At 59.7% G+C, this 20,559-nt stretch carries 16 protein-coding genes and 1 pseudogene; 8 read left to right on the forward strand and 9 right to left on the reverse strand.

From position 1 onward, the window contains the following. The first annotated feature begins 7 nt into the window (after window positions 1–7). From AB9K37_RS16090 to AB9K37_RS16100, 3 genes are read left to right on the forward strand one after another with little or no spacing between them, the layout of a single operon-like run. Window positions 8–1,396, forward strand: a complete 1,389-nt coding sequence (locus AB9K37_RS16090) for a multicopper oxidase family protein (protein ID WP_072629810.1) — start codon at window positions 8–10, stop codon at window positions 1,394–1,396. Next, window positions 1,393–1,887, forward strand: coding sequence for a c-type cytochrome (locus AB9K37_RS16095; protein WP_072629809.1), 495 nt, complete (start codon window positions 1,393–1,395; stop codon window positions 1,885–1,887). The genes AB9K37_RS16090 and AB9K37_RS16095 overlap by 4 nt, the downstream gene beginning before the upstream one ends. After that, a complete protein-coding gene (locus AB9K37_RS16100; RefSeq protein WP_072629808.1) occupies window positions 1,887–2,606 on the forward strand; it encodes a DsbA family protein in 720 nt (239 codons plus the stop codon). The genes AB9K37_RS16095 and AB9K37_RS16100 overlap by 1 nt, the downstream gene beginning before the upstream one ends. Before the next feature lie 8 nt (window positions 2,607–2,614). On the opposite strand, the gene AB9K37_RS16105 is transcribed toward AB9K37_RS16100, so the two are convergent. After that, a complete protein-coding gene (locus AB9K37_RS16105; RefSeq protein ID WP_072629807.1) occupies window positions 2,615–2,809 on the reverse strand; it encodes a heavy-metal-associated domain-containing protein in 195 nt (64 codons plus the stop codon). Between the two features lie 152 nt (window positions 2,810–2,961). Between AB9K37_RS16105 and AB9K37_RS16110 the strand changes: the two genes are divergently transcribed. Together AB9K37_RS16110 and cueR are read left to right on the forward strand one after the other, a co-directional pair. After that, the gene (locus AB9K37_RS16110) at window positions 2,962–5,472 is read left to right on the forward strand and encodes a heavy metal translocating P-type ATPase (RefSeq protein ID WP_369840698.1); all 2,511 of its coding nucleotides are present in this window, start codon (window positions 2,962–2,964) and stop codon (window positions 5,470–5,472) included. Between the two features lie 9 nt (window positions 5,473–5,481). Then, entirely contained in the window at window positions 5,482–5,871 is a 390-nt protein-coding gene (gene cueR / locus AB9K37_RS16115; protein WP_072629805.1) for a Cu(I)-responsive transcriptional regulator, read from the forward strand. Between the two features lie 2 nt (window positions 5,872–5,873). Here cueR and AB9K37_RS16120 read toward each other — a convergent pair whose 3' ends face one another. Then, window positions 5,874–7,889 carry a protein-disulfide reductase DsbD gene (locus AB9K37_RS16120; RefSeq protein WP_084649624.1) on the reverse strand — a complete coding sequence of 672 codons (2,016 nt, stop codon included), beginning with the start codon at window positions 7,887–7,889 and terminating at the stop codon, window positions 5,874–5,876. A gap of 187 nt (window positions 7,890–8,076) precedes the next feature. Further along, window positions 8,077–8,898 carry a DsbA family protein gene (locus tag AB9K37_RS16125; protein ID WP_245812289.1) on the reverse strand — a complete coding sequence of 274 codons (822 nt, stop codon included), beginning with the start codon at window positions 8,896–8,898 and terminating at the stop codon, window positions 8,077–8,079. Window positions 8,899–9,048: 150 nt separating this feature from the next. Here AB9K37_RS16125 and AB9K37_RS16130 point away from each other — a divergent pair, with 150 nt between their 5' ends. Further along, complete coding sequence (locus AB9K37_RS16130; RefSeq protein ID WP_058314090.1) at window positions 9,049–9,555, forward strand: disulfide bond formation protein B; 507 nt, start codon at window positions 9,049–9,051, stop codon at window positions 9,553–9,555. Between the two features lie 187 nt (window positions 9,556–9,742). Here AB9K37_RS16130 and AB9K37_RS16135 read toward each other — a convergent pair whose 3' ends face one another. The 6 genes and pseudogenes from AB9K37_RS16135 to AB9K37_RS16160 all read right to left on the reverse strand — a co-directional run bounded on the left by AB9K37_RS16135 (window position 9,743) and on the right by AB9K37_RS16160 (window position 16,287). Then, entirely contained in the window at window positions 9,743–10,453 is a 711-nt protein-coding gene (locus AB9K37_RS16135) for an IS6 family transposase (protein ID WP_369840702.1), read from the reverse strand. Window positions 10,454–10,501: 48 nt separating this feature from the next. Next, window positions 10,502–11,176: pseudogene (locus tag AB9K37_RS16140) on the reverse strand (type IV secretory system conjugative DNA transfer family protein); the annotation flags it as partial. 8 nt (window positions 11,177–11,184) lie between these two features. Then, a complete protein-coding gene (locus tag AB9K37_RS16145) occupies window positions 11,185–13,518 on the reverse strand; it encodes a relaxase/mobilization nuclease domain-containing protein (protein ID WP_369840704.1) in 2,334 nt (777 codons plus the stop codon). Further along, on the reverse strand, window positions 13,505–14,098 hold the full coding sequence (locus AB9K37_RS16150) for a helix-turn-helix domain-containing protein (protein WP_369840706.1): 594 nt from the start codon (window positions 14,096–14,098) through the stop codon (window positions 13,505–13,507). Before AB9K37_RS16150 ends, AB9K37_RS16145 begins: the two co-directional genes overlap by 14 nt. Window positions 14,099–14,613: 515 nt before the next feature. Continuing rightward, complete coding sequence (locus tag AB9K37_RS16155; protein ID WP_007120662.1) at window positions 14,614–14,820, reverse strand: hypothetical protein; 207 nt, start codon at window positions 14,818–14,820, stop codon at window positions 14,614–14,616. Window positions 14,821–15,357: 537 nt separating this feature from the next. Further along, on the reverse strand, window positions 15,358–16,287 hold the full coding sequence (locus AB9K37_RS16160; RefSeq protein ID WP_369840708.1) for a DUF2493 domain-containing protein: 930 nt from the start codon (window positions 16,285–16,287) through the stop codon (window positions 15,358–15,360). A gap of 683 nt (window positions 16,288–16,970) precedes the next feature. Here AB9K37_RS16160 and AB9K37_RS16165 point away from each other — a divergent pair. Then, window positions 16,971–18,053, forward strand: a complete 1,083-nt coding sequence (locus AB9K37_RS16165; protein WP_081536350.1) for an ATP-binding protein — start codon at window positions 16,971–16,973, stop codon at window positions 18,051–18,053. A gap of 31 nt (window positions 18,054–18,084) precedes the next feature. Continuing rightward, on the forward strand, window positions 18,085–20,424 hold the full coding sequence (locus tag AB9K37_RS16170; protein ID WP_243614096.1) for a S8 family peptidase: 2,340 nt from the start codon (window positions 18,085–18,087) through the stop codon (window positions 20,422–20,424). The last annotated feature ends 135 nt before the right edge of the window (window positions 20,425–20,559 follow it).

Here is a 20,559-nt window from a genome sequence, read left to right on the forward strand (position 1 = left end):
TCAACTGATGATCACGCTCAATCGCCGACAATTTCTCGCTACGTCCAGCGCATTTGCCGGGATATCGGCGTCTGCTGGTTTCGCGAATACGCCGCCAACCAACCTGATTGCACAAGAGAGCGACGTGCAGTTGCTGCCTGGTGACTATGGCAAAACTTCGCTTTGGTGCTTTGACGGGAGTTCACCGGGCCCGGAAATCCGTGTCGCCCAAGGTGGTCGGGTGCAGCGCAGATTAGTCAACCGGTTTTCCCAAGGAACTTCAACGCACTGGCACGGAATCCGGATCGACAACGCCATGGATGGCGTTTCGGGCCTGACGCAGGATGCCGTCCAGCCAGGGGATGCCTTCGACTATGACTTTATTGTCCCGGACGCTGGCACCTACTGGTATCACGCGCATAACCGTTCGTTGGAACAGGTGGCCAGGGGACTCTATGGCGCCCTGATCGTTGAAGAAGCGGAGGCCCTCGATATCGATCGGGAGGAGATTTTGATACTTGATGATTGGCGCATCAATCCCGAAACCGCCCAGATCCAGAATGACTTTGGTGCGCCTCGTGATCTCAGCCACGCGGGAAGGCTCGGAAACCTGATTACGACCAACGGGACTTTTAATCTCGCTTTGTCTGCGCGCAGGAATGAACGCCTGCGTCTGCGGCTCGTCAATGCCTCCAACGCGCGCAATTTCCAGTTGAGCCTCGATGGCCTCGACGGGTGGATGGTCGCCCTTGATGGGATGCCGTTGACTGCACCAATTAAAGTAACTGACACCATGACCCTTGCACCGGCCCAACGTATTGACCTAATCGTCGATGTAACGGCGAACGTCGGAGAAACGGCCCATATCGTTCAGGTTGGTCGCGAAGAGACTTTTAGCCAGGTCGCTTTCGAGGTCGAGGAAGGTGGCACCGTAAACCGCAGGGATGCGCCCGCGGCCCTGCCTCCGAATGACCACGCAATGGTTGATCTGCAGGACGCCACAACGCTCAGTCTGAGTATGGAAGGGGGCGCGATGGGCCGTTTGAGTTCCGCTTCTCTTGGTGGGGAAATCAAGCCGATGGGCGAGCTTGTTCAAGCCGGGTATTTCTGGTCGTTCAACGGGAAGGTTGACGGTATCGACGGCGAACCTTTCGCGCGATTGGACCGAGGGCAGAATGTGCGTTTGAAGATGGTGAACGATACGGTTTTCCCACATGCCATGCACCTGCATGGTATGCACTTTCATGAAGTGGCAGAGGATGGCACGCTCGGACCACTACGTGATACCACGCTCCTTGAACGCGGAGAGACGCGTGAAGTCGCGTTCGTGGCGGACAATCCTGGCCAGTGGCTGCTGCATTGCCATATGTTGTCACATGCGGCCTCGGGCATGATGACCAAGATCGTTGTTGGATGATGACCCGATCTGCATATCTCGGGCTTGGACTTGCGGGTGTCGCGGCGGTTGCGGCCTTCCTTTGGACTGAAATCGGCGACGCGCCCCTTTCGTCAAACTCCGCGAGCGCCGGCCCGGTCGACATAGCCGCAGGTGAGATCCTTTACGCGGAAAACTGCGCCGCGTGCCATGGTGCAAACCTAGAGGGCGAGGAAGACTGGCGCACGCCGCGCGAAGATGGAAGCCTGCCAGCTCCTCCGCACGACGCGACCGGACATACATGGCATCATCCTGACAGCATGCTTTTTACCTACACCAAGCAAGGGGGCCAGGCGACGCTCGCCGCGCAAGGCATTGAATTCAACAGCGGCATGCCGGGTTTCGGCGAACAACTGAGCGACGAGGACATCTGGAACATCCTCGCATACATCAAATCAATCTGGCCGGAGCGTGAACGCGCCGCGCAGGCCGATCGAACGGCACAGGACATAGCGTCAAAAGGAGACGGGTAATGAAGAGATTTTTAGCCACCGCTGCACTTGTGATGCTTCCCATAGCTGCGATGGCAGACGGCCTTGACGAAAACCGGATCAAGGAACTTGTGCTGGAAGCCATCCGCGAAAATCCGGGCATTGTATTCGAGGCCGCCCAATTGTTCGAAGAGCAGCAACAAGCTTTGCAGGCGCAAGCCGCAGCGGAGGTTCTCGATACTGAAAAAGCCACGCTTGAAAATGATCCAAACGCACCTGTTCTGGGCAATCCGGAGGGCGATGTCACGGTTGTGGAATTCTTCGATTACAACTGCCCATATTGCCGTAGGGTCAAACCTGAAATGGAGGCACTGCTTGCCGCCGATCCCAACGTCAGGGTCGTGTATCGAGAGTGGCCGATTTTGGGGGAGGGTTCGGTGTTTGCCGCCCGCGCGGCATTGGCTTCGCGCAATCAGGGCAAGTATGAAGAATTCCACTGGGCGATGATGCAGTTAAAGCAACGCGCTGAGGAAGCCACGATTATTCGCGTTGCGGAAGACATCGGCCTCGATGTTGCACAGCTGCGTCGCGACATGACCGCACCGGAAATTGAAGAGCACATTCAAACTTCCATGCGGCTTGCGCAGTCGCTGGGGTTCAGTGGCACACCTTCATTCGTGATCGGCGACAGTCTTGCGCCGGGTCTGATTCAGGCGGACCAGATGATTGAACTTGTCGATCAGGCCCGGGCCGCCGAATAAGGACAAGCCTACGCGGCTGAAGCGTCGTAGCCTGCGTCAACGATGGGTTGCCGCACGGCGGCTTGTTCCAATGTGCTTTGGACAGTGACGAGGCAAAGGTCCAGATCGGTCGCAATGACGCCCGATGGGTCTTTCGCCTTGATACCGCTTTCGATGGCGGATGTGCAGTGTTCACAGGTCATTTTCGGGACGGAAAAAATCATGAGGGTCTCCATTTGCAACGCGACCTGACTGTTGCTGATTCCACTGGCGGGAAGGTCAAGACACTTTTGACCGCAAAAAAATTCAGTTCCCCTCTTGAGCTTCCCGCAACTGGAAGCCTTAGATTGAAAGCGACTTGGTAGAGGATGCTTTGATGACAGGTTCCAGTTCCATACAGCTTTCAATCACCGGCATGAGCTGTGCGTCATGTGTCGGACGGGTCGAAAATGCCCTGAATGATGTGCCTGGTGTTTCGGGCGCAAGCGTGAACCTTGCCAATGAGACGGCGCGGTTCCAAAGTGATTTTCCTGCCGCCACAGGTGCCGCAATCGAGGCCCTGTCAGCTGCTGGCTATCCGGCCAGAACGGCCCGGGTCACGTTGAATGTGGGGGCGATGTCCTGCGCATCCTGTGTGGGTCAGGTTGAACAGGCCCTAAAGGCCGCGCCGGGTATTTTAGACGTGGCGGTCAATCTCGCTGCCGAAACGGCGGCTGTCAGCTATCTGCCAGATGTCATCGCACCTAAAGAAATCGCCGAGTCTAGCACGGCTGCAGGATACCCTGCCGAAGTTGCAGATACAGATGCGCAGGTCAGCCGATCAGAACGCAAGGCCGACGAGGCAAAGGCCCTGGCGCGCCGCGTCGTGTTTGCCGCTATTCTGACCGTTCCGGTGTTCATTCTGGAAATGGGCAAACACACGATCCCGGGCTTTGAGGAGTTGATTGAGCGTACAATCGGCATCCAGACTTCTTGGTTGATCCAGTTCGCGCTTGCGACGGTGGTTCTGTTTGGACCGGGTTGGGGCTTTTTTGCAAAAGGCATTCCGGCGCTGCTCAGACGTGTTCCGGATATGAACAGCCTTGTCGCACTCGGCACAGGTGCGGCATGGAGCTATTCAGTCGTGGCGACGTTTTTGCCCGACCTGCTGCCCGACGGCGTTCGAGCCGTTTATTTCGAAGCGGCTGCGGTCATTGTCGTGCTTATCCTGCTGGGGCGCTTTCTGGAAGCCCGCGCAAAGGGTAAGACCGGTGCCGCCATACAGGCGCTTTTGGGCTTGCAGGCAAGGACGGCGCGGGTTCTGCGCAACGGAAAGGCCAGCGAGGTCGAGATCGAGGCACTGCGGATCGGGGATCTGGTCCTAGTGCGTCCCGGTGAAATGGTGCCCGTCGATGGCGACGTGACAGACGGGTCAAGCAATGTCGATGAAAGCATGATCACTGGCGAACCCCTTGCCGTTCCGAAAACGGCGGGCAATCCAGTGACCGGCGGCACCGTGAACGGCACCGGTAGCCTGACCATCGCGGCCACTCGGGTCGGGGCCGATACCACGCTCGCCCAGATCATTCGTATGGTGGAAGAAGCGCAGGGCGCGAAGCTGCCGATCCAGGGGTTTGTCGATCGTGTCACCATGTGGTTCGTACCGGCCGTTCTGGTTCTGGCGCTCGTGACCGTGGCTGTCTGGCTTCTGGTTGGTCCTGATCCGGCCCTGACCTTTGCCCTGGTCGCAGGCGTGTCTGTTTTGATCATTGCGTGCCCTTGTGCCATGGGATTGGCCACGCCTACCTCAATCATGGTGGGCACGGGCCGCGCGGCCGAAATGGGGGTTTTCTTCCGCAAAGGGGATGCGCTGCAACATCTGGATGAAGTTGATATTGTTGCGCTCGACAAGACGGGAACCGTCACACACGGTCAGCCAAGCCTGACCGATCTCATTACGACTGATGGCTTTGATCGTGCAGAGACACTCGCCCTCATCGCATCTGTCGAAGCGCAATCCGAGCATCCCGTGGCCGAAGCCATTGTGCAGTCTGCGGAAAACGAAGGCGTGTCCTGGCCGGATGCTACGGAGTTCCGTTCCGTGACGGGCTACGGCGTCGAAGCTCTGGTCCAGGGCCGCAAAGTACTTGTTGGCGCCGATCGCTTCATGGCGCAACGGGGCATCGACATTGGCCCGTTGGAAGATCGGGAACGGGCATTGGCTGACAAGGGACGTACCGCGCTCTTTGCCGCCGTTGATGGATCCCTTGCGGCAGTGATTGCTGTTTCTGACCCGGTGAAATCGTCCAGCGCCGATGTCATCCGTGCCCTGCATGATCGCGGGATCAAAGTCGCCATGATCACTGGCGACAAGAAGGCCACAGCAGACGCGATTGCCCGCGAGGTCGGGATCGACCACGTTGTGGCCGGGGTGCTGCCAGATGGAAAAGTTGCAGCGCTCCAGGAACTGAAGCAGGGCAATCGCAAGATCGCCTTTGTCGGCGATGGCATCAACGACGCACCAGCGCTGGCCCATGCCGATGTCGGCATCGCCATCGGAACCGGCACGGATGTGGCCATTGAAAGTGCCGACGTGGTGTTGATGTCCGGGGATTTGCGCGGCGTGGTGAACGCCATTGAAGTGGCTCGCACGACCATGCGCAACATCCGGCAGAACCTCATATGGGCCTTTGGATACAATGTGGCGTTGATTCCGGTCGCAGCGGGCGCACTCTATCCCGCCTTTGGGCTGCTGTTGTCACCCATCTTTGCCGCCGGGGCCATGGCGCTGTCTTCGGTATCGGTTCTGAGCAATGCGCTTCGTCTGCGCCGTATCAAACCGACGATGGCAGAAGGTGACGCGCCCCAGCAACCCGCAACGAAACTCACAACGCAGCCAGCAGAATAGGAGAACAAGGTGAATATCGGGGAAGTATCAGAACGCGCGGGCTTGCCACCAAAGACAATCCGCTACTACGAGGATATTGGTCTTGTTCGACCTCTGCGCAGCGATAACGGGTACCGCGCCTTTCGGGAGAGCGACATTCACAAGCTGGCGTTCCTGGGCCGTGCCCGAACACTGGGTTTTTCGATTGAAGACTGCCGCACGCTTCTCGACCTCTACGAAGATGAATCCCGCGAAAGCGCGCAAGTAAAATCGGTCGCGAAAGAGCATCTTACGGCCATTGACAGAAAAATCGCGCAACTCAAGTCAATGCGACAGACGCTATCGCACCTCGTTGACGCGTGCCAAGGCGATTATCGGCCAGATTGTCCAATACTGGAGGACCTCGCCAAAGGATCCTGACCTTATTTGTCTGTGGCGAGCGCGGCGGCGTCCAATGCGTTTAGAACAGCGTCAGATGTCAGGACTTCGGACAATATGATCCCGTCTGGTGCATTCGGCCCATAGACGATGTTGAAGGGTATCCCAAACCTGTTGTGAGCCTCCAGATATCGCGAAATATCGGGATTGGGCCGCGTCCAGTCGGCCTGCATTGCGACGACTTTTTCGTCTCGCAATCGGTCAACGACCGGCACTCGGTCCAGCACCAGCGTCTTGTTTGCCTTGCAGGTCAGGCACCAATCTGCGGTGACGTCGACAAAGACCGTCTGGCCCTGAGAGATCAGTCTTGGGATTTCGGAGCGGTCGAATGTGACCCAATCCTGACCAATCTCTTTTATCGTTGGCGGGGGGGTCAAGGTACCCGGAAGTGCAAGGCTGAGGACGGCAACGGCAGCCAGCGCGGCAGTTCGCGTATATCTCCCCGGCAGCCGGATAGTGGCAAAGAGAACGAAGAGCACTGCAAGTACCAGAACCGAGACGGCAACCCGGACACCCGACACGCCCATCAGGACCCAGAGCAGCCAGATCGCGGTGCCAGCCAAAAGACCGGCAAGCACCCACTTAACGACAAGCATCCATCGGCCGGGCTTGGGCAACAGTCGGACCATGCCGGGCTTCCAGGCAAACAGCAGATAGGGCAGGGACAGCCCAAGGCCCAAAGCCGTGAACACGATGATGACATCAATTGGGCGACCGGACAGGGCAAAGGCCACCGCCGTCCCAAGGAAGGGGGCTGAACAGGGCGTTGCCAGTACCGCAGCAAAGGCACCCGTCGCGAAATCCCCGATGTAACCGTCCCGAACGCTTGATCTGGCCAGCCGCGACTGTAACCCGGAAGGCAGCGAAATCTCGAATATCCCGAACAGATTGGCGGCAAAGACAGTCAGGACCAGAAACATGATTGTCAGGAAAACAGGGTTTTGGAATTGCAGACCCCATCCCACCGTGATCCCGACGGACTGCAAGACCAAAATTCCAGCGGACAGCACCCACATGAACACCAGCACGCCAAGCGCCGACATCAGGAATCCGTTCCGAACCTCGTGTGATGGTTTGTCTCCATGATTGAGAACCGATGTCAGTTTGATGGACAGGACGGGCAGAACGCAGGGCATGACATTCAGGATCAAACCACCGAGGAAAGCAAAGGCGGCGATCGCCAGTATCTGCGCCAGATCAGGCAGGTTCGCCACAAGCTCGAAAGGCGCATCCGGGACGGTATTTGACCACTCAGGCATGGCCGTCACGGCGCGTGACCCGTCTGTCACCGTAACTTGCAACAGTGGCAATTGTTCTTCACTGGCCAAGAGGGGCAATTTCGCCCAAAGTTCCGTTCCCGCGCTATTCGTTCGGATGTCCGGCTTTCCGAAGGTAAATGTCGGTCCCATTTCCGGGAATACGTCCGGGTTCACAAAGGCGTTTGCACTGCGCGCTGTGACGTAGAGCGCGCCATCGGCGATTACAGCCGTCTCGACCTCGATGTCAGCCGCATCGGGACCAAGCGGCACCCGTTCGGCAAACTCGGAGATAAGCGCAGCGGAGGCCGCATCAATTCCAGCGCCAGCCGGGATCGTCAGAGCGAGGTTGAAATCATGGGGCACGCACACGGTCGAGCAGGTTAACAGCGTGACTCCCGCCTGAAGCTCGACCGCCTGTCCGGCTGTTTCAAGAACCGCCTGGATGGGAAGGACAACACGTTTGTTGTACCCGAAATTCTCGATCCCGAATGCTGTGAAACGCTCAGGCGCAGGCCAGAGTATCTGTGCCGTCGCCAGGTTTGTCGATCCATCCCACGAGATTTCAGGCGGCAGACCGACCTCGCCGGGTGAGCGCCAATAGGCTTTCCAGCCCTCGGCCAGCTTGATGTCGAGGCCGAGTGACAAAGTTCCGGAATTCGTCGCAACGCCATTTTCGACAGAGATAAGCCGCGCTGAAATCGCCGTGTTCTCGTAAGTATCAGTTGACGCTGCGACGCTCATGGATGCCCAGAGACACGCCATCAACGCCAAAACAAGACACCACGGGGCTCGCAACATCATTTGGGGCGCTTTCGTCGTTGTTGCTCAAAAGCAGGCGCAGATCCCTGGGCCAACCTATTGGCGGCGGAATTTTTGCGACAGTTCCTAAGGCCCCGAAGGAGACGGGCATGGCAAATCCAATTAGGCTCTACACTGAAACACATACCACGCCCCAACCTTCTTCGCGTTCCAGTTCGACGATCTGTCCGATCATTTTGTCGCTGATCTGGCCTTGAACGACGGTACGACCAATCACAAGCGCAGGTGTGCCTACAAAGGCAAAGACCCGGGCAAGAGCCGCACTATTTTCCAGTTCTTGGGCAATCTCGGCGCTTTCCATGTCGGCAACCAATTGGGTGCCATCAACACCAAGATCATCCGAAAGTCGACGGAGATACTCGGGCGTTGCTTGAAATGGGCTCTTCATCAACCTCTCATGGAACGCGACGTAGGCCCCTTGTCGTTTTGCCGCTAACGCGGCTTTGGCGGCCAGGTTCGAGCTATCTCCGAGCAACGGAAGCTCATGCCATGCGACCACAACCTCGTCATCCATCTCTTGTGACATATCCGCCAGACGTTTGGTTTGCACTCGGCAGAAAGGACAGTAATAATCTGAGAACGAGGCCATCGGAATCTTCGATGCAGTCGTTTCAAGACCCCCATAGAGCGCACCACAAATATCTTCGGAAACCCTCTTCAGGGCCGCGGCTTTCCGTGCTGTCGCCTCAGCACTGTCAACGTTGCCCAAACCTACGAATGGGTCAAATCCGCCTGAAGTCTCTCCCGCCACATATTTTCGAAAACCAATCGGAGTGTCGAGCGGAACGAGTTCGAGCCTTTCGGGCAGCAAAGAGGGCACCGTACGGAGGGCAGTGTAACCCGCTAAGATCGCACCGATCGTCAATAGCGTTGATCGCTTCTTGGTGTCCATCCTCAGCCGTAAATTGGGGTCGCATTGGCGGTCAATCATACCGTCTCAACTTGCGACGCGTCAACTTTACAAACCGATACAATATTATTCGTGAAAACATAGCATTGCGGAGATAGTCAAGCGATCGGAGGTTGAGTGCAAATGCATCTTCAGCCTCTGGCGATATTGCTGTCATGAACGGATTAAAGCTTGAGCTATTCGGGAAAACAAATTGGTCTTCTCGCGGCTGCTGGGTCGGCGGCTTTGCTCTTTGCAGCTTTCGTGTTTCAGGCTTTGGGCTATGCACCCTGCGCGATGTGCATTTGGCAGCGGTATCCGCATGTAGTTGCAATCGGCATGGGTCTGCTTTTGACGATGGGGCTACCGATAATTCCACTCTTGCTCATCGGCGCAGCTTCTGCGGCAACGACTGCGGCACTCGGCGTCTTCCACACGGGTGTCGAACGGGATTGGTGGGAAGGGCCTACGTCCTGTACGGGATCCGGGCTCGACATGAGCTCAATGTCGGCCGAGGACCTTTTGTCTACCGATGGGGCATCTAACTTAGTCATGTGCGATCAGGTGGCATGGGAATTTCTAACTTTGTCGATGGCCAGTTGGAACGCATTGTTAAGTCTGGTGCTTGCGGGGCTATGGGTGTTCGCATTCGCGATGCGTCAAAGTAACAGCGCCGGGCCAAGTCTCACTTCACCATGACCCCTGAGGCTCAGTCGCCAAAAACACCATTCAAGTATCCCAATTTTACATAATAAACCCTCTGCGCCGTTTGTTCAATTATTAACATAAACTTCATTATGCGACTTTACTCTTGGCCGACTGCTATCTCATGGAAGGGTATTGCCAAGTTGTTGGCATCAGCTTGCGAAGCTTGGCAAAGGCAGGATCATGCCACCATTTCCGCGGTGTAATCTGCCCAGAGGCTGAAAGCATCGGAGCGGGCGTGGCGGTATGAAGTTGCGTTCAGTTGATATCGGCGGGGACGGAAGAGCAAGTTGATCTGGTCATGTGCGGCCAGAAACCTCTGTGCCTGCCGGTGGGATTTGAATTTGCCGAAGATCTTCTCTCGTTTACGTGTCGGCCGGTGCGACACTTCGATCGCGTTATTCAAGCCCTTGTGCGCGCGATGGTCAGCGTTCGGGGCCAGTGCTTTGACCGGCTTGATATAGCTGCGCAATTTGTCAGTAATGACCACCCTCGGCTCGCCAAACTGTGAAACCAATCTTTGGAAAAAGCGCTTTGCTGCTTTGGCATTGCGGCGTGTTTGCACGAGAATTTCGAGGACGTCTCCATCCGCGTCGATCGCACACCACAGCCAGTGTTTCTTGCCACGGATCGTGATCACGACTTCATCCATGTGCCACTTATCGTTCGGCCGTGGTCGATCCCGGCGAATGCAATTTGCAAAGTGTTGACCAAAGCGATTGACCCAAAGCCGGATCGCTTCTCGGCTGACAATCACGCCCCGCGCGGCCAACAGGTCTTCAACATCAGCCGTGCTCAGAGCTAACCGATGGTACGCCCAAACAGCGTAACCAATAATCTCACGAGGATAACGAAACCCCTTCAGGCGTGGCAAATCAATTGGAATATTCATGGGGTCCACATACCTTTAGCAAACCCAGTCAACAACTTGGCAATACCTCGCCAGGAGCTGCAATTCCATCTGCTGGCGGGCGGGGTCGGTCAGCTCGAAGATGCGCAGGAGCGGGTTGTAGCGATGCGTGCGCTTGCCCTCCCAGTCGGTCGGCGCGAAGCGATAAACCTTGTCGCCCTGCGCCGCGCGGTGCCGGGCCGTGGCCTCAAAGCATTCGCCCTTCACATCGAGGGTTACGGCAGAACCTTGCCAGGTCAGCAGGTTCGGAATGACAAAGCCCGTGGTTTTGCCGCGGCCTGTGGGCGCTACGATCAGCGCGTGGGGGAAGGTTTTCGAGCAGATGTATTTCGCGCAGGAATTCGGGGGGCCCAATTTGCCGAGGATGAAGCCGGTGCCGGGTGGCCCGAAGAAGCCGTTGGCCTTCATCTCGCGCGCGGTCTGCCAATGGGTCTGGCCAAAGCGTGTCAGGGCGGACCCGGAGAGGGCGAGGCTCAGCATGAGGCCGGCGGCAGCGAAGCTGCCGATGATCAGGTGAATAAGTTGCGCGTCCTCCGGGCGGCGGTCCAGGATCGCCAGATAGTTCTGCGCGATATAGGCAAAGTCGATCTCGGCCTCGAAGCCGAGATCCTGGTAGGTCAGCACCGCCGAGGCGATCGTATAGCCCATGGCGGCGGTCACCAGCGTTACCAACAAGACACCGGTCGCGATCCGCGCCTTTCCCATGGGCGCGCTCAATGGACCTGTCCCCGCTCGGTCTCGCCATCCACGTCTGTCGCGCGGTGTTTTTCATATTCGGTATCGGCGAGATCATCGACCACCTGGCGCAAGGCCTCCGTGTTGGCCGTCGCGGCATCGGATTGCAGATAGACCTTGGCGACATAGAGCCGGTCGAGGCGGTCCTCGAGAACCTTTTCCAGCGCATCGGCATCGCCGGATGTGAGCCGGTCGAGTTGGCGAACGTCCAGCACCCGCGCGATCTCGCCGCGGAACGCGTCCCGCTCCGCCTCGGTCTCAAAGGGCGCGGACAACTCCCCCGCCCGTTCATGGTCCAGGACACGCGCAATCTCATCTGCGAGGCGGTCGGTACGGTCAGACTGCGCCGAACTTTCCCCGCCGGCTGCGAGGATGTCGTCGCGCGTGCCAACCCCAAGCCCGTCGCGCATCTCGGTTTCGCGGCGGACCTGATTGATGGCCTCCGTGTCCCGGATCTCGACGACAGCCGCATAGGTCGCGCCGAGCCCGCGGGCGAGGTGGGACGGCATGTCCGGATAGCGCTCCCTGAATTCATCCGTGACAGCATCTGCAACGGGCGTGCGGACGTCGCGTCCCTCCATGATCCGGTCGACCTCGCGGGTGATCTCGCTGGCGCGGGCCGCATCGGTGATGGTCTCCCTGTAAGGCTCAGACCGGTCAATCACATCGCCAGGGCGTGCGAGCAGATCCGGGTGTGCCTCGAGATACGCGCGCTGCTCCGTCTCGATCCGGCGCTCCGCCTTTGAGACAACCTCCCAATCCCGGTCCTCGATCTGCTGCGCTGTCAGGCCCTCTGCGCGCATCTCCTGACGGATTGTTCCTTCCATCGCCCGCACCGCGCCCTCATGATAATGGAACCGCTCGCTGACCGCTTCCGCTTCCATGACACCATCCCGGCGCAGCACGTTCTCCCGTTCCAGCAGCGTGCCAAGCGCGACATGCACATCGTTGAGAACGTCGCGCGCCTGTTCCAGATCAGCGCGGCGTTCAAGGTTCAGATCCCGCGCCTCGGCCACCTTGGCGAGATCATTGGCAATCCATTGATGCTCGAGCGCTGCATTTGAGGCGCCCGTCTCGATCCGGGCCACCACTTCCGATGTGCTGATCCCGGTGCCCCGTAGTGCCGCGTCAATGCGCGATCTCAGGTCGGGCTCGGCCAGTCGCTCGCGCTGGCTGGCGTCAATATTGGCTTCGGAATAGATCCCGCCCTCCGAGGGGGTCTCTGAAAGCGTGGATGATCGCAAACCGAGAGGCTGCATGTGCTGGACCTGCGTCTGGATCTCGATGAGACGTTTTTCCAGCACGGGACGTTCCGTGTCGGACTTCTCGGCGATCATGCCCTGCACCCGCGCCAGCTTCTCCGCATAGAGGCTTCTGAGATCCTCGAAACTCTGATCCTCGGCCATATACACATCTCCTGTTCGGTCCACCTGCCCGCCGCGCGCCAGCACCTCGCCCGCGCCGAAGAGTGCCGCGGCAATATCCTCGCGGGCCTCCCGGGAGGCCTCCGCGGCAAGCGAATGGTAGACGGTTCTGGTGTTGGCGATCTCCGCCAGCGTCCGGGTCAGGTCCTGCCCCACGCGTTCGCGCTCGCGGGGCGCGCGACCCTCTTCTTTCGCGGCGTAGACCTCGCGGGTAGGGGCTGGGTAATGCACAACCCCGCGATCCACCCGGCGCGTGGCTTCCAGCCGCACGCCATACTTCTCGGCCTCCTCGACCATGGCGAGGCGGAAGTCGTCATAGTTGAAGCGGTGATTGCGGCCGAGGAAGAAGAACTCGCCTTCTTGCGAGCGGCGGTTCAGCACCAGATGCGCATGGGGGTGATCGCGGTCCTCATGCACCGCGATGATGTAGTCGAAATGCCCCGCGTCGGTCTGGAAGAACCGCTCGGCCACATCCGTCGCGATGTCGCGCACATCCTCCCCGCGCGTGCCGATGGGGAAGGACATGAGCATATGGGTGGTCTGCCCAAGCTTCGGCTTGAAGCCCGCATCCCACCGCTTGGCAAAGCGCTCGGTCAGATCCTTGATGTCGCCCGCCTCGAGCTTCGCCTTGCCATCCAGGAACCCGCTACTGTCCACGATATGGGTGGACTTGGTCGTGAGGTAATCGAGCTGGTTTGCGAGCTGCGATTTCGTGTGCGTGCCCCCGCCTCTGATCGCCTTGAAGACCGCTGGCCGGTGGCCTGCTGCCGCGCGCGCAAGCTGGGTCTGCTTGGCCACGTGCAGCCCCTGCATCGAGCCCCGGACGCGGCTCCAGCCATCCCGAAAGACCTCGCCCGTGACGGCATGGACAGCATCATTCAGCCGCATGGGCAAACTCCCTCAGCGCGGCCGTGGCCTGCAGCTGCATTGCGTCCCGACGGCGGCGCAGAAGCAGATCGATCTCGTCAGCAGAATCCAGGATGAACCGCGCCAGCCCGCGCATCTGCGCGAGGCGCAATTCGGTGAACTCGGCACTCGTGCCCCCCACGGCCCCCTGCCCCCGCCGATTGGCCTGCGTCATCTGCTTGGCAATCTGCGCGACCCCATTGCCGACCTCGTGCAGCGAGGTGCGGTAGCGCGCCATCTCTGCTGTCATCTGCGCGTCCGGGACAAACACGCCGCCTGCCGCCTGAATGAGCCGCCGCAGCCCCTCAGCCCGGCTCTCGATCCCCGCCTTCGCCAACACCGCGTCGAAGGCTTCAAGCTCCGCGGCCGTCACCTTCACACTAACGGCGGAAACCGGGATCGCAGCATCCGTCTGGCGCTCGGCATCGGCTTTGAGCGTGTACTGGATCGCCCGCACCGACACGCCAAACCGTTCCGCCAGCACTGAAGTGGAAACGCCTTCCGCAGCTTCGCGAACGATCTCCATACGCTCCGCATCGATGAGGCGTTTTGAGCGAGACATGCGAAGAAAGACCCCCTATTTCCTGCCACCTTCCACCAAGGCTGCTTCCACCTTACGATAATATACCAAGCTGTCAATTATATACTTACGTCGTACTCAGGCTCAGGCAGCCTTGGTGTCCGCTTCCCCCGCGGCCCGCAGGGACGCGGCTCTGCCGCCCTCACCACCAAGCGACACCTGTCCTAGGGGTCCCGTCCGCCAGCCCCGCCCGAGGCTCTGGCCGAACACGCATGTGTTCGGACGGAACCGCGGGCGGGCGCAAACCCCACCGACAGGGCGGACAGGCAGGGTCAAGGAGGGCCAGATTTGGGTCCCCAAATCTCTGCCGCAAAAACCGGGAGGCCCTGGCCGATAGGTTTTTGTGGATGGCCCCCTTGAGGCTGACGGGCCGGTCTGTCGCGGCCTGGTCATTCCGGGCGGAGTGCGTCCGTTGAACGCGCAGGGACCGGCATCCCTGGAACAGGGATCGGGCCGCCCCAAGATCGTCCTGGGGCGGCCCATCCTCGTCAGAGGATTTAGTCCTGGGGATCTTTCGCGCTCGGTGGGAACATCACCAGCTCCGAGACCGCGACCGGGAAGTCGAGCTTGAGGCTGAAGAACTCCGAGCCGTCCCCGTTGCGGGTGTTGCGGAACATCGCACCCACTCGCTGAAAACGGGTGCGCTCCTGGCCATCGGTATCGGTGAACTTGACGGGGACGGTGGCGACGTAGTGGTTGGTCATTTGGGTTACTCCTTGTTGCGATGGGGATCACCCGGCACGGGGCAAGAGGCCCGGTCGCAAGCGCAAATGCGGAGGGTCCGCGGCCAGCCGTGGAAGCCGTATTTGTGCTTGCCGAAGCGTGAGCTGAGGGCACGGACGGGCCGACCCCGTGCGATCCACATCTATGAGCAAAAAGGAGAGACCCGGATGACCCTTGCCATCACGCCGCAGCCAGCATCCGCGTCCTCGTCCCGCCGATCCTGGCCGGGGTACTGACGGAGCCCGCCCGCGTGGATGCGATGTTCCGAAACACCCTCCGAGGGTCGTGCTGGTCTTCAGCCTCAAATGCGATGTCTCGACCCCTCGCGTCTTGCCCCGCAGACGATGTGCGTGAGGTGCGCACCATCGCCAGCCCGTACCGATGCGGATGGGCCGCACGCTGACGGACCGGGTAGAGGGATAACGGTGCTGGCCGCCGCAGACTGCCGATCACGCATGACCAATCGCACGCGCCATGAGACATGACGAAAGGGCCGCGCCAAGCGCGACCCCCTCTCTTCAATCCTGCGCAGTCTTCTTCGCCGGGTCCGCAACCCGCATGACCGTCAGGCCTTTCGCTTCCGCCTTCTGCCCGAGGTTCAGCGCGACCCCGTTGCCGCCGAAGAGAACAACCCCCGTCGCCGCGAACTTGTCGTCCAGCATTTCGTCGTTGCACTTGAACGGTGCCGCCCGCCCGTGCGCGGACCAGCGCGGATCGAAGCGCGCCTGCGCGACCCCGCGTGCCCGGGCCCACCGGGCCGCAATCATCTCCGCCCCGTGCTTGCCACCCTTGTGGCAGAGGAAGATCTCCTGGTTGCGGTTCTGCTTGATCCGTTCGCGAACCTTGTCGAGCGTGTTGAAGATCACATCAAAATCGGTCCAGTCGGTGGCGCCTGAGACGATCAGGGGCACCCCCTCGACTTTCGACTTCTCGGCAGTCTCGCGGTCGTGCTGCTCCAGCAGCTGCCGCGCCTCGAAGACCGCCCCGGTCTCTTTCGCCCGGACGCTTGCGCGCGATCCGGCTGCCGGGATGTAGGCGTGGCCCGTCTCGATCTCGTAGCATTCCGCCGCCGCCTCGCTCATCACCTCGATGGCGCTCACAATCTCGCGCAGTTGCACAAAGCGCGCCTGCGCCTCTTCGAGCGCGGTCTCGGCGATTTCCGATCCGTCGTGGGATTTTGCCAGCGCGCCGATCTTGTCGGCGGTGCGGTCGACCTCCTTGCCGAGTGCCACCTTGCGGCGCTGCAGGATCGTCGCGAGCCCATGGGCCAGCGGTTCGATTTCTGCTTCAAGCCCGGTCCCGCGCAGCTGGCCGAGCAAAGCCTCGAAGCTCTCGCGGACGATGTGGTCGGTCAGAACGTGATCCTCCGGGATCGGCAGCTGCGCGTCCTTTTCAGTCAGTCCGAAAAGTTCGATGGTCTCGTAGGTGTTTGCAGTGTCGTAAGCCATGTCTGGTCTCCAGTGTTCGGTTCCAAGGCCACCACGTGAGTGTGGGGGCATGGCCGAATGCCTGGTTTCCGAATCTGCCCGGGTCAGGGACGGCGCAGCCGCCGGCTTGCCGGGCGCAAAAGTTTTCCGCGCGCGGCACCCGACACATGCGCGCGCTTGCGCACGGGACCGCCCCGCGCCACGGGCTCCGCCCTCGCCGAAAAGTTTTGTGATCCTTGACGCGGGCTGATTTGGGGGCCATCCGGAGGATATGCTTCCACGCTCATGTGTGTGTGTTTTGACGGTAGGTTTGCCCGACCCGAGCAGGCAAACGGCCCGACCGGACGCGGGAGACGGATGGAGCGGCGGGATCGTTTTGCCCCGCAAAACAGACCAGAGCGCAATCCGGCGGAGCGGCCGGGGAGGGACGTGCTCGCGAGGCGGGCAAACCGGGGGCCTGGGTGCGACGCCGCGGTGAGGCCGCATGGCCGAATGCGCGACGGACCGAAGGGCCGTTCTCCCCTGCGACACGCGAAGCCGAGCGGGGGAGGCCGCAAGGCAAGCATCCAAGTCGATGCTCGAGAGCACAAAACCGACACACTCTGCTTCCAAACAGCGCAAATTGTCTGGTCTGCTGAGGAGTTCGAATGTAGAAAAGACCTTAGTATCATTGAAAATGATCATTCAGAAAGAGCAACTCGACCTTGGCTTCCGCCCAACAACTCATCGGTCTCGTCAAGAGCCACGCAGAAGGGGACGCTGATCGTTTTTACGATCTGGCGATGCAACTCTCTGCGGCTGAAGAGCAGAAGGGACATACCCGTCTGGCTGAACAGTTGCGACAATGGGCCGAAGCGGGACAGAAGCCGCCTTCGAAGCGAACCCCTGCGATCACTCCTATCGCAACACCCCGCGGTGATCTGGCGGAGTTCCTTGCCGCGTCCTATCCGACCGAGCGCCTCGTCGATGTCATCTTGCCAGACAGGATTGAGAGCGAACTCGCGCATCTCGTTGTAGAGACACGAATGCGCGAAAAGCTCGAGGCGAAAGGGTTGAAGCCACGGCGGCGCGTTCTCCTCTCCGGTCCTCCCGGAACCGGCAAGACCCTGAGTGCTTCAGCGCTTGCCGGTGAGCTGCAGTACCCTCTCTTTTCGGTCATGCTCCACGGACTGATCACAAAATTCATGGGTGAAACAGCGCAGAAGCTGAAGATGATATTCGATGCCGTCAAGACGACGCGCGGTATCTATCTCTTCGACGAAATCGACGCTTTGGCCGCGGCCCGGGGCGGTGAGAACGATGTCGGTGAGGCCCGGCGGGTTCTGAACTCGTTCCTGCAATTCCTGGATGAGGATACCGGGCCTTCGATCGTCATTGCCACTACAAACCTGCCGGGAATTCTTGACCGCGCTGTGCTGCGCCGCTTTGATCTTGTTTTGCCATATGTCATGCCCGATGGCCCTGCCATTCGGCAGGCGCTCGAACGCCGTTTGATCGGCTTCTCACTCGCTCGCATGGGATGGAAACGGGTTATAGACGTTGCCACAGGCCTCTCAACGGCCGATGTTGTGGCAGCGGCGGAAGATGCCGCTCGACGTGCTGTTCTGAATGATACCGACAAGATTGCGACACAGGATTTGCTTGATGCCCTCGAACGCCGACGGTCGCTCCAAGAACTAGGGACCGATGACAATGGCACGAGACCTTCGGCACTTCCACCTTCGCAATCTCGGACAACCTCGCCCGTTCCAAGCAAAGGGCGGGGGCGGGTCCAAAAGACCAAGTGATGTCCCCAATCGCGCGGCGCACGCCCAAGCATTGCTTCAGGCCATCGACGCGCTGCCAGATATTCCAGCAGCCGAACTTCCCGGCGTCTATCTGGAAGTACGCTCGCGTATCGACGAGCGCCTGAAGAAAGGCAGCCTCGACGCTAGTGGCCTGACTCTCCTTCGCGTCGCCGAGACCCCTGATCCCGGTGGCACCGAAGAGCGCGCGACGGTGTTTGCGACAGCCAAGGGTATTGAAAAGCTGCGCAAGAAGGTCGAGCAGTTTCGGACGGAAGACACACCCGACCGGGAAAAGGATGGTGAATTCATCCCAGGCCGTCCGAAGAACGCGGATCTGGTGCAGAGCGTCGCTGCCATCACGGAAGCGGGATTGCGTGCCCTCTGGCGCAGCCCTTCAGGCAAATTTCCAGCAGCGGATGTTGCGACCATCTGGGAGGTTTGGCTCGAGCCTCAAATGACCGAAGGTTTCGTCGCGGCCGCACCAAACTATGGCGTTACCGTGGGAGCAGATCGGCTGGAGTTTCCCGAAGATATCGTTGTGATCGTAGAGGCCGATCGCAATCAGCTCGCCCAAGCCGTCCGCCGACTAGGCGGCGTGCGCGCCCTTGCTGCTCCCACCATCACAGCGGATTTCTTCGACGGCTTGCCGGTGGCAGAACAGGCGCAGTGGGTCGACGAACTCGCGGGTCGTACGACCTACACTGACAATCCCGATCCTAGCTACGTCACGCTTTTGGATACCGGTGTCAGTCGCGCGCATCCTCTCATTCAGCCGGCGCTCAGCGTGGATGACCGACATGCCGCCAACCCGGCCTGGGGGCTGGAGGATGTGAAGGGCCATGGCACGCAGATGGGAGGACTGGCGCTCTTTGGAGACCTGACGCCGAAACTGCACCAGGCGAATCCGGTTTCTGTCGTGAACCGTCTGGAATCCGTGAAGCTGCTGCCTGATGCAGGGATGAACCCGCATCATCTCCTCGGCGCGGTTACCAGGCAGGCGATCAATACAGTAGAACAGGTCGGCCCCCGGCGCCGGACCTTCACCATGACCACGACGACGGGTGAGGACACCCCGCATGACGGCGCGCCGACGTCCTGGTCGACGGAGGTCGATCAGCTCGCCGCCGGTGTTTCAGGTGAGGTGAAACAACAACGCTTGGTGCTTGTCTCCGCAGGGAATACCGACAACTTCACCTTTGGTGCCGGAAACTACCTGGACCGATGCGATCACGAAGACAACGAAATCGAGTCGCCTGCCCAAGCGTGGAATGTTCTGTCTGTTGGGGCCTTTACAGAGAAGACCGTACTGCCAGACGGAGAGCCGGCCCAGGCGCTTGCACCATTCGGCGATCTATCGCCAGCTTCGAGAACTGCATCGTGGTCGTCCCATTGGCCGAACAAGCCGGACGTCGTCCTTGAGGGTGGAAACTGGGCGCTAAGTGCCATGCCACCGCCAATGCGGCATGGATGGTTATCGCTGCTTTCGACTCACCACAATTACCCAGTCCGATCCTTCACATTCACCTTCGATACCAGCGCGGCGACCGCGCTTGCCGCGAAGGATGTAACGGAACTCTGGTCGGACTATCCGACGCTTTGGCCCGAGACAGTGCGTGGTCTCTACGTGTCGTCAGCGCGGTGGACGCAGCAGATGCGTGCGCATCTGCCGGCCCAGCCAAACAAGGGTCACTTCACGCCCCTTTTTCAGCGCTATGGGTATGGTGTGCCGGACATGGCGCGTGCCCGCCGCAGCGCGTCGAACGCGCTGACCCTCATCGTGGAAGATACGATTACGCCGTACGGGATTTCAGAGAAGACCGGCGGTGATGTCCACAATGAAATGAAGCTGTTCGCCCTTCCCTGGCCCGTTGAGGCTTTGCGCGCGCTCGGCAATGCCGATGTGACCTTGCGGGTGGCACTCAGTAGCTTTATCGCTCCGAACCCGTCCGAAGCCTCGCGCGGCGTTCGGTATCGCTACGCGTCCCACAACTTACGTTTCCAACTCAATCGCGCTGGCGAGAACGAAGCCCAATTTCTGGCCCGGATCAGCAAGGCGGCCGAACAGCCCGATGGTCCTGCAAGCGACGAAGATGATCTTTGGGACTTCGGTAGCAATCGGCGCCATGTCGGGTCGCTCCATATAGATCAGCTGACATGCAGGGCTTCAGATCTGGCGCGGCGCAACTTGCTGGCTGTTCACCCAGTCACCGGTTGGTGGAAGTCGAAAAAGCTTCTCGCTGAGAGTTTGCCTTCCGTACGCTACGCACTGATTGTGGAAATCGACGCAGCAGAGTTGGACACCGAGCTCTACGCCGAGGTTCAAGTTGCTGTTGACGCATTGATTGCCGCTCAAGCAGTTGTACAAGTCTGACTTTAATCGAAACTCCGCGCGGCACTTCCGATCTAGCAGTCTCATCTACACCGGAACGCCATATGAAGTGGCAGTTCGATCGCTCTATTGAAGCAAGCACAGCAAAAGGGGAACCGTGAACCCACGGCTCCCCTT

This window comes from Donghicola sp. XS_ASV15 (assembly GCF_041224595.1).
Lineage (GTDB): Bacteria > Pseudomonadota > Alphaproteobacteria > Rhodobacterales > Rhodobacteraceae > Donghicola.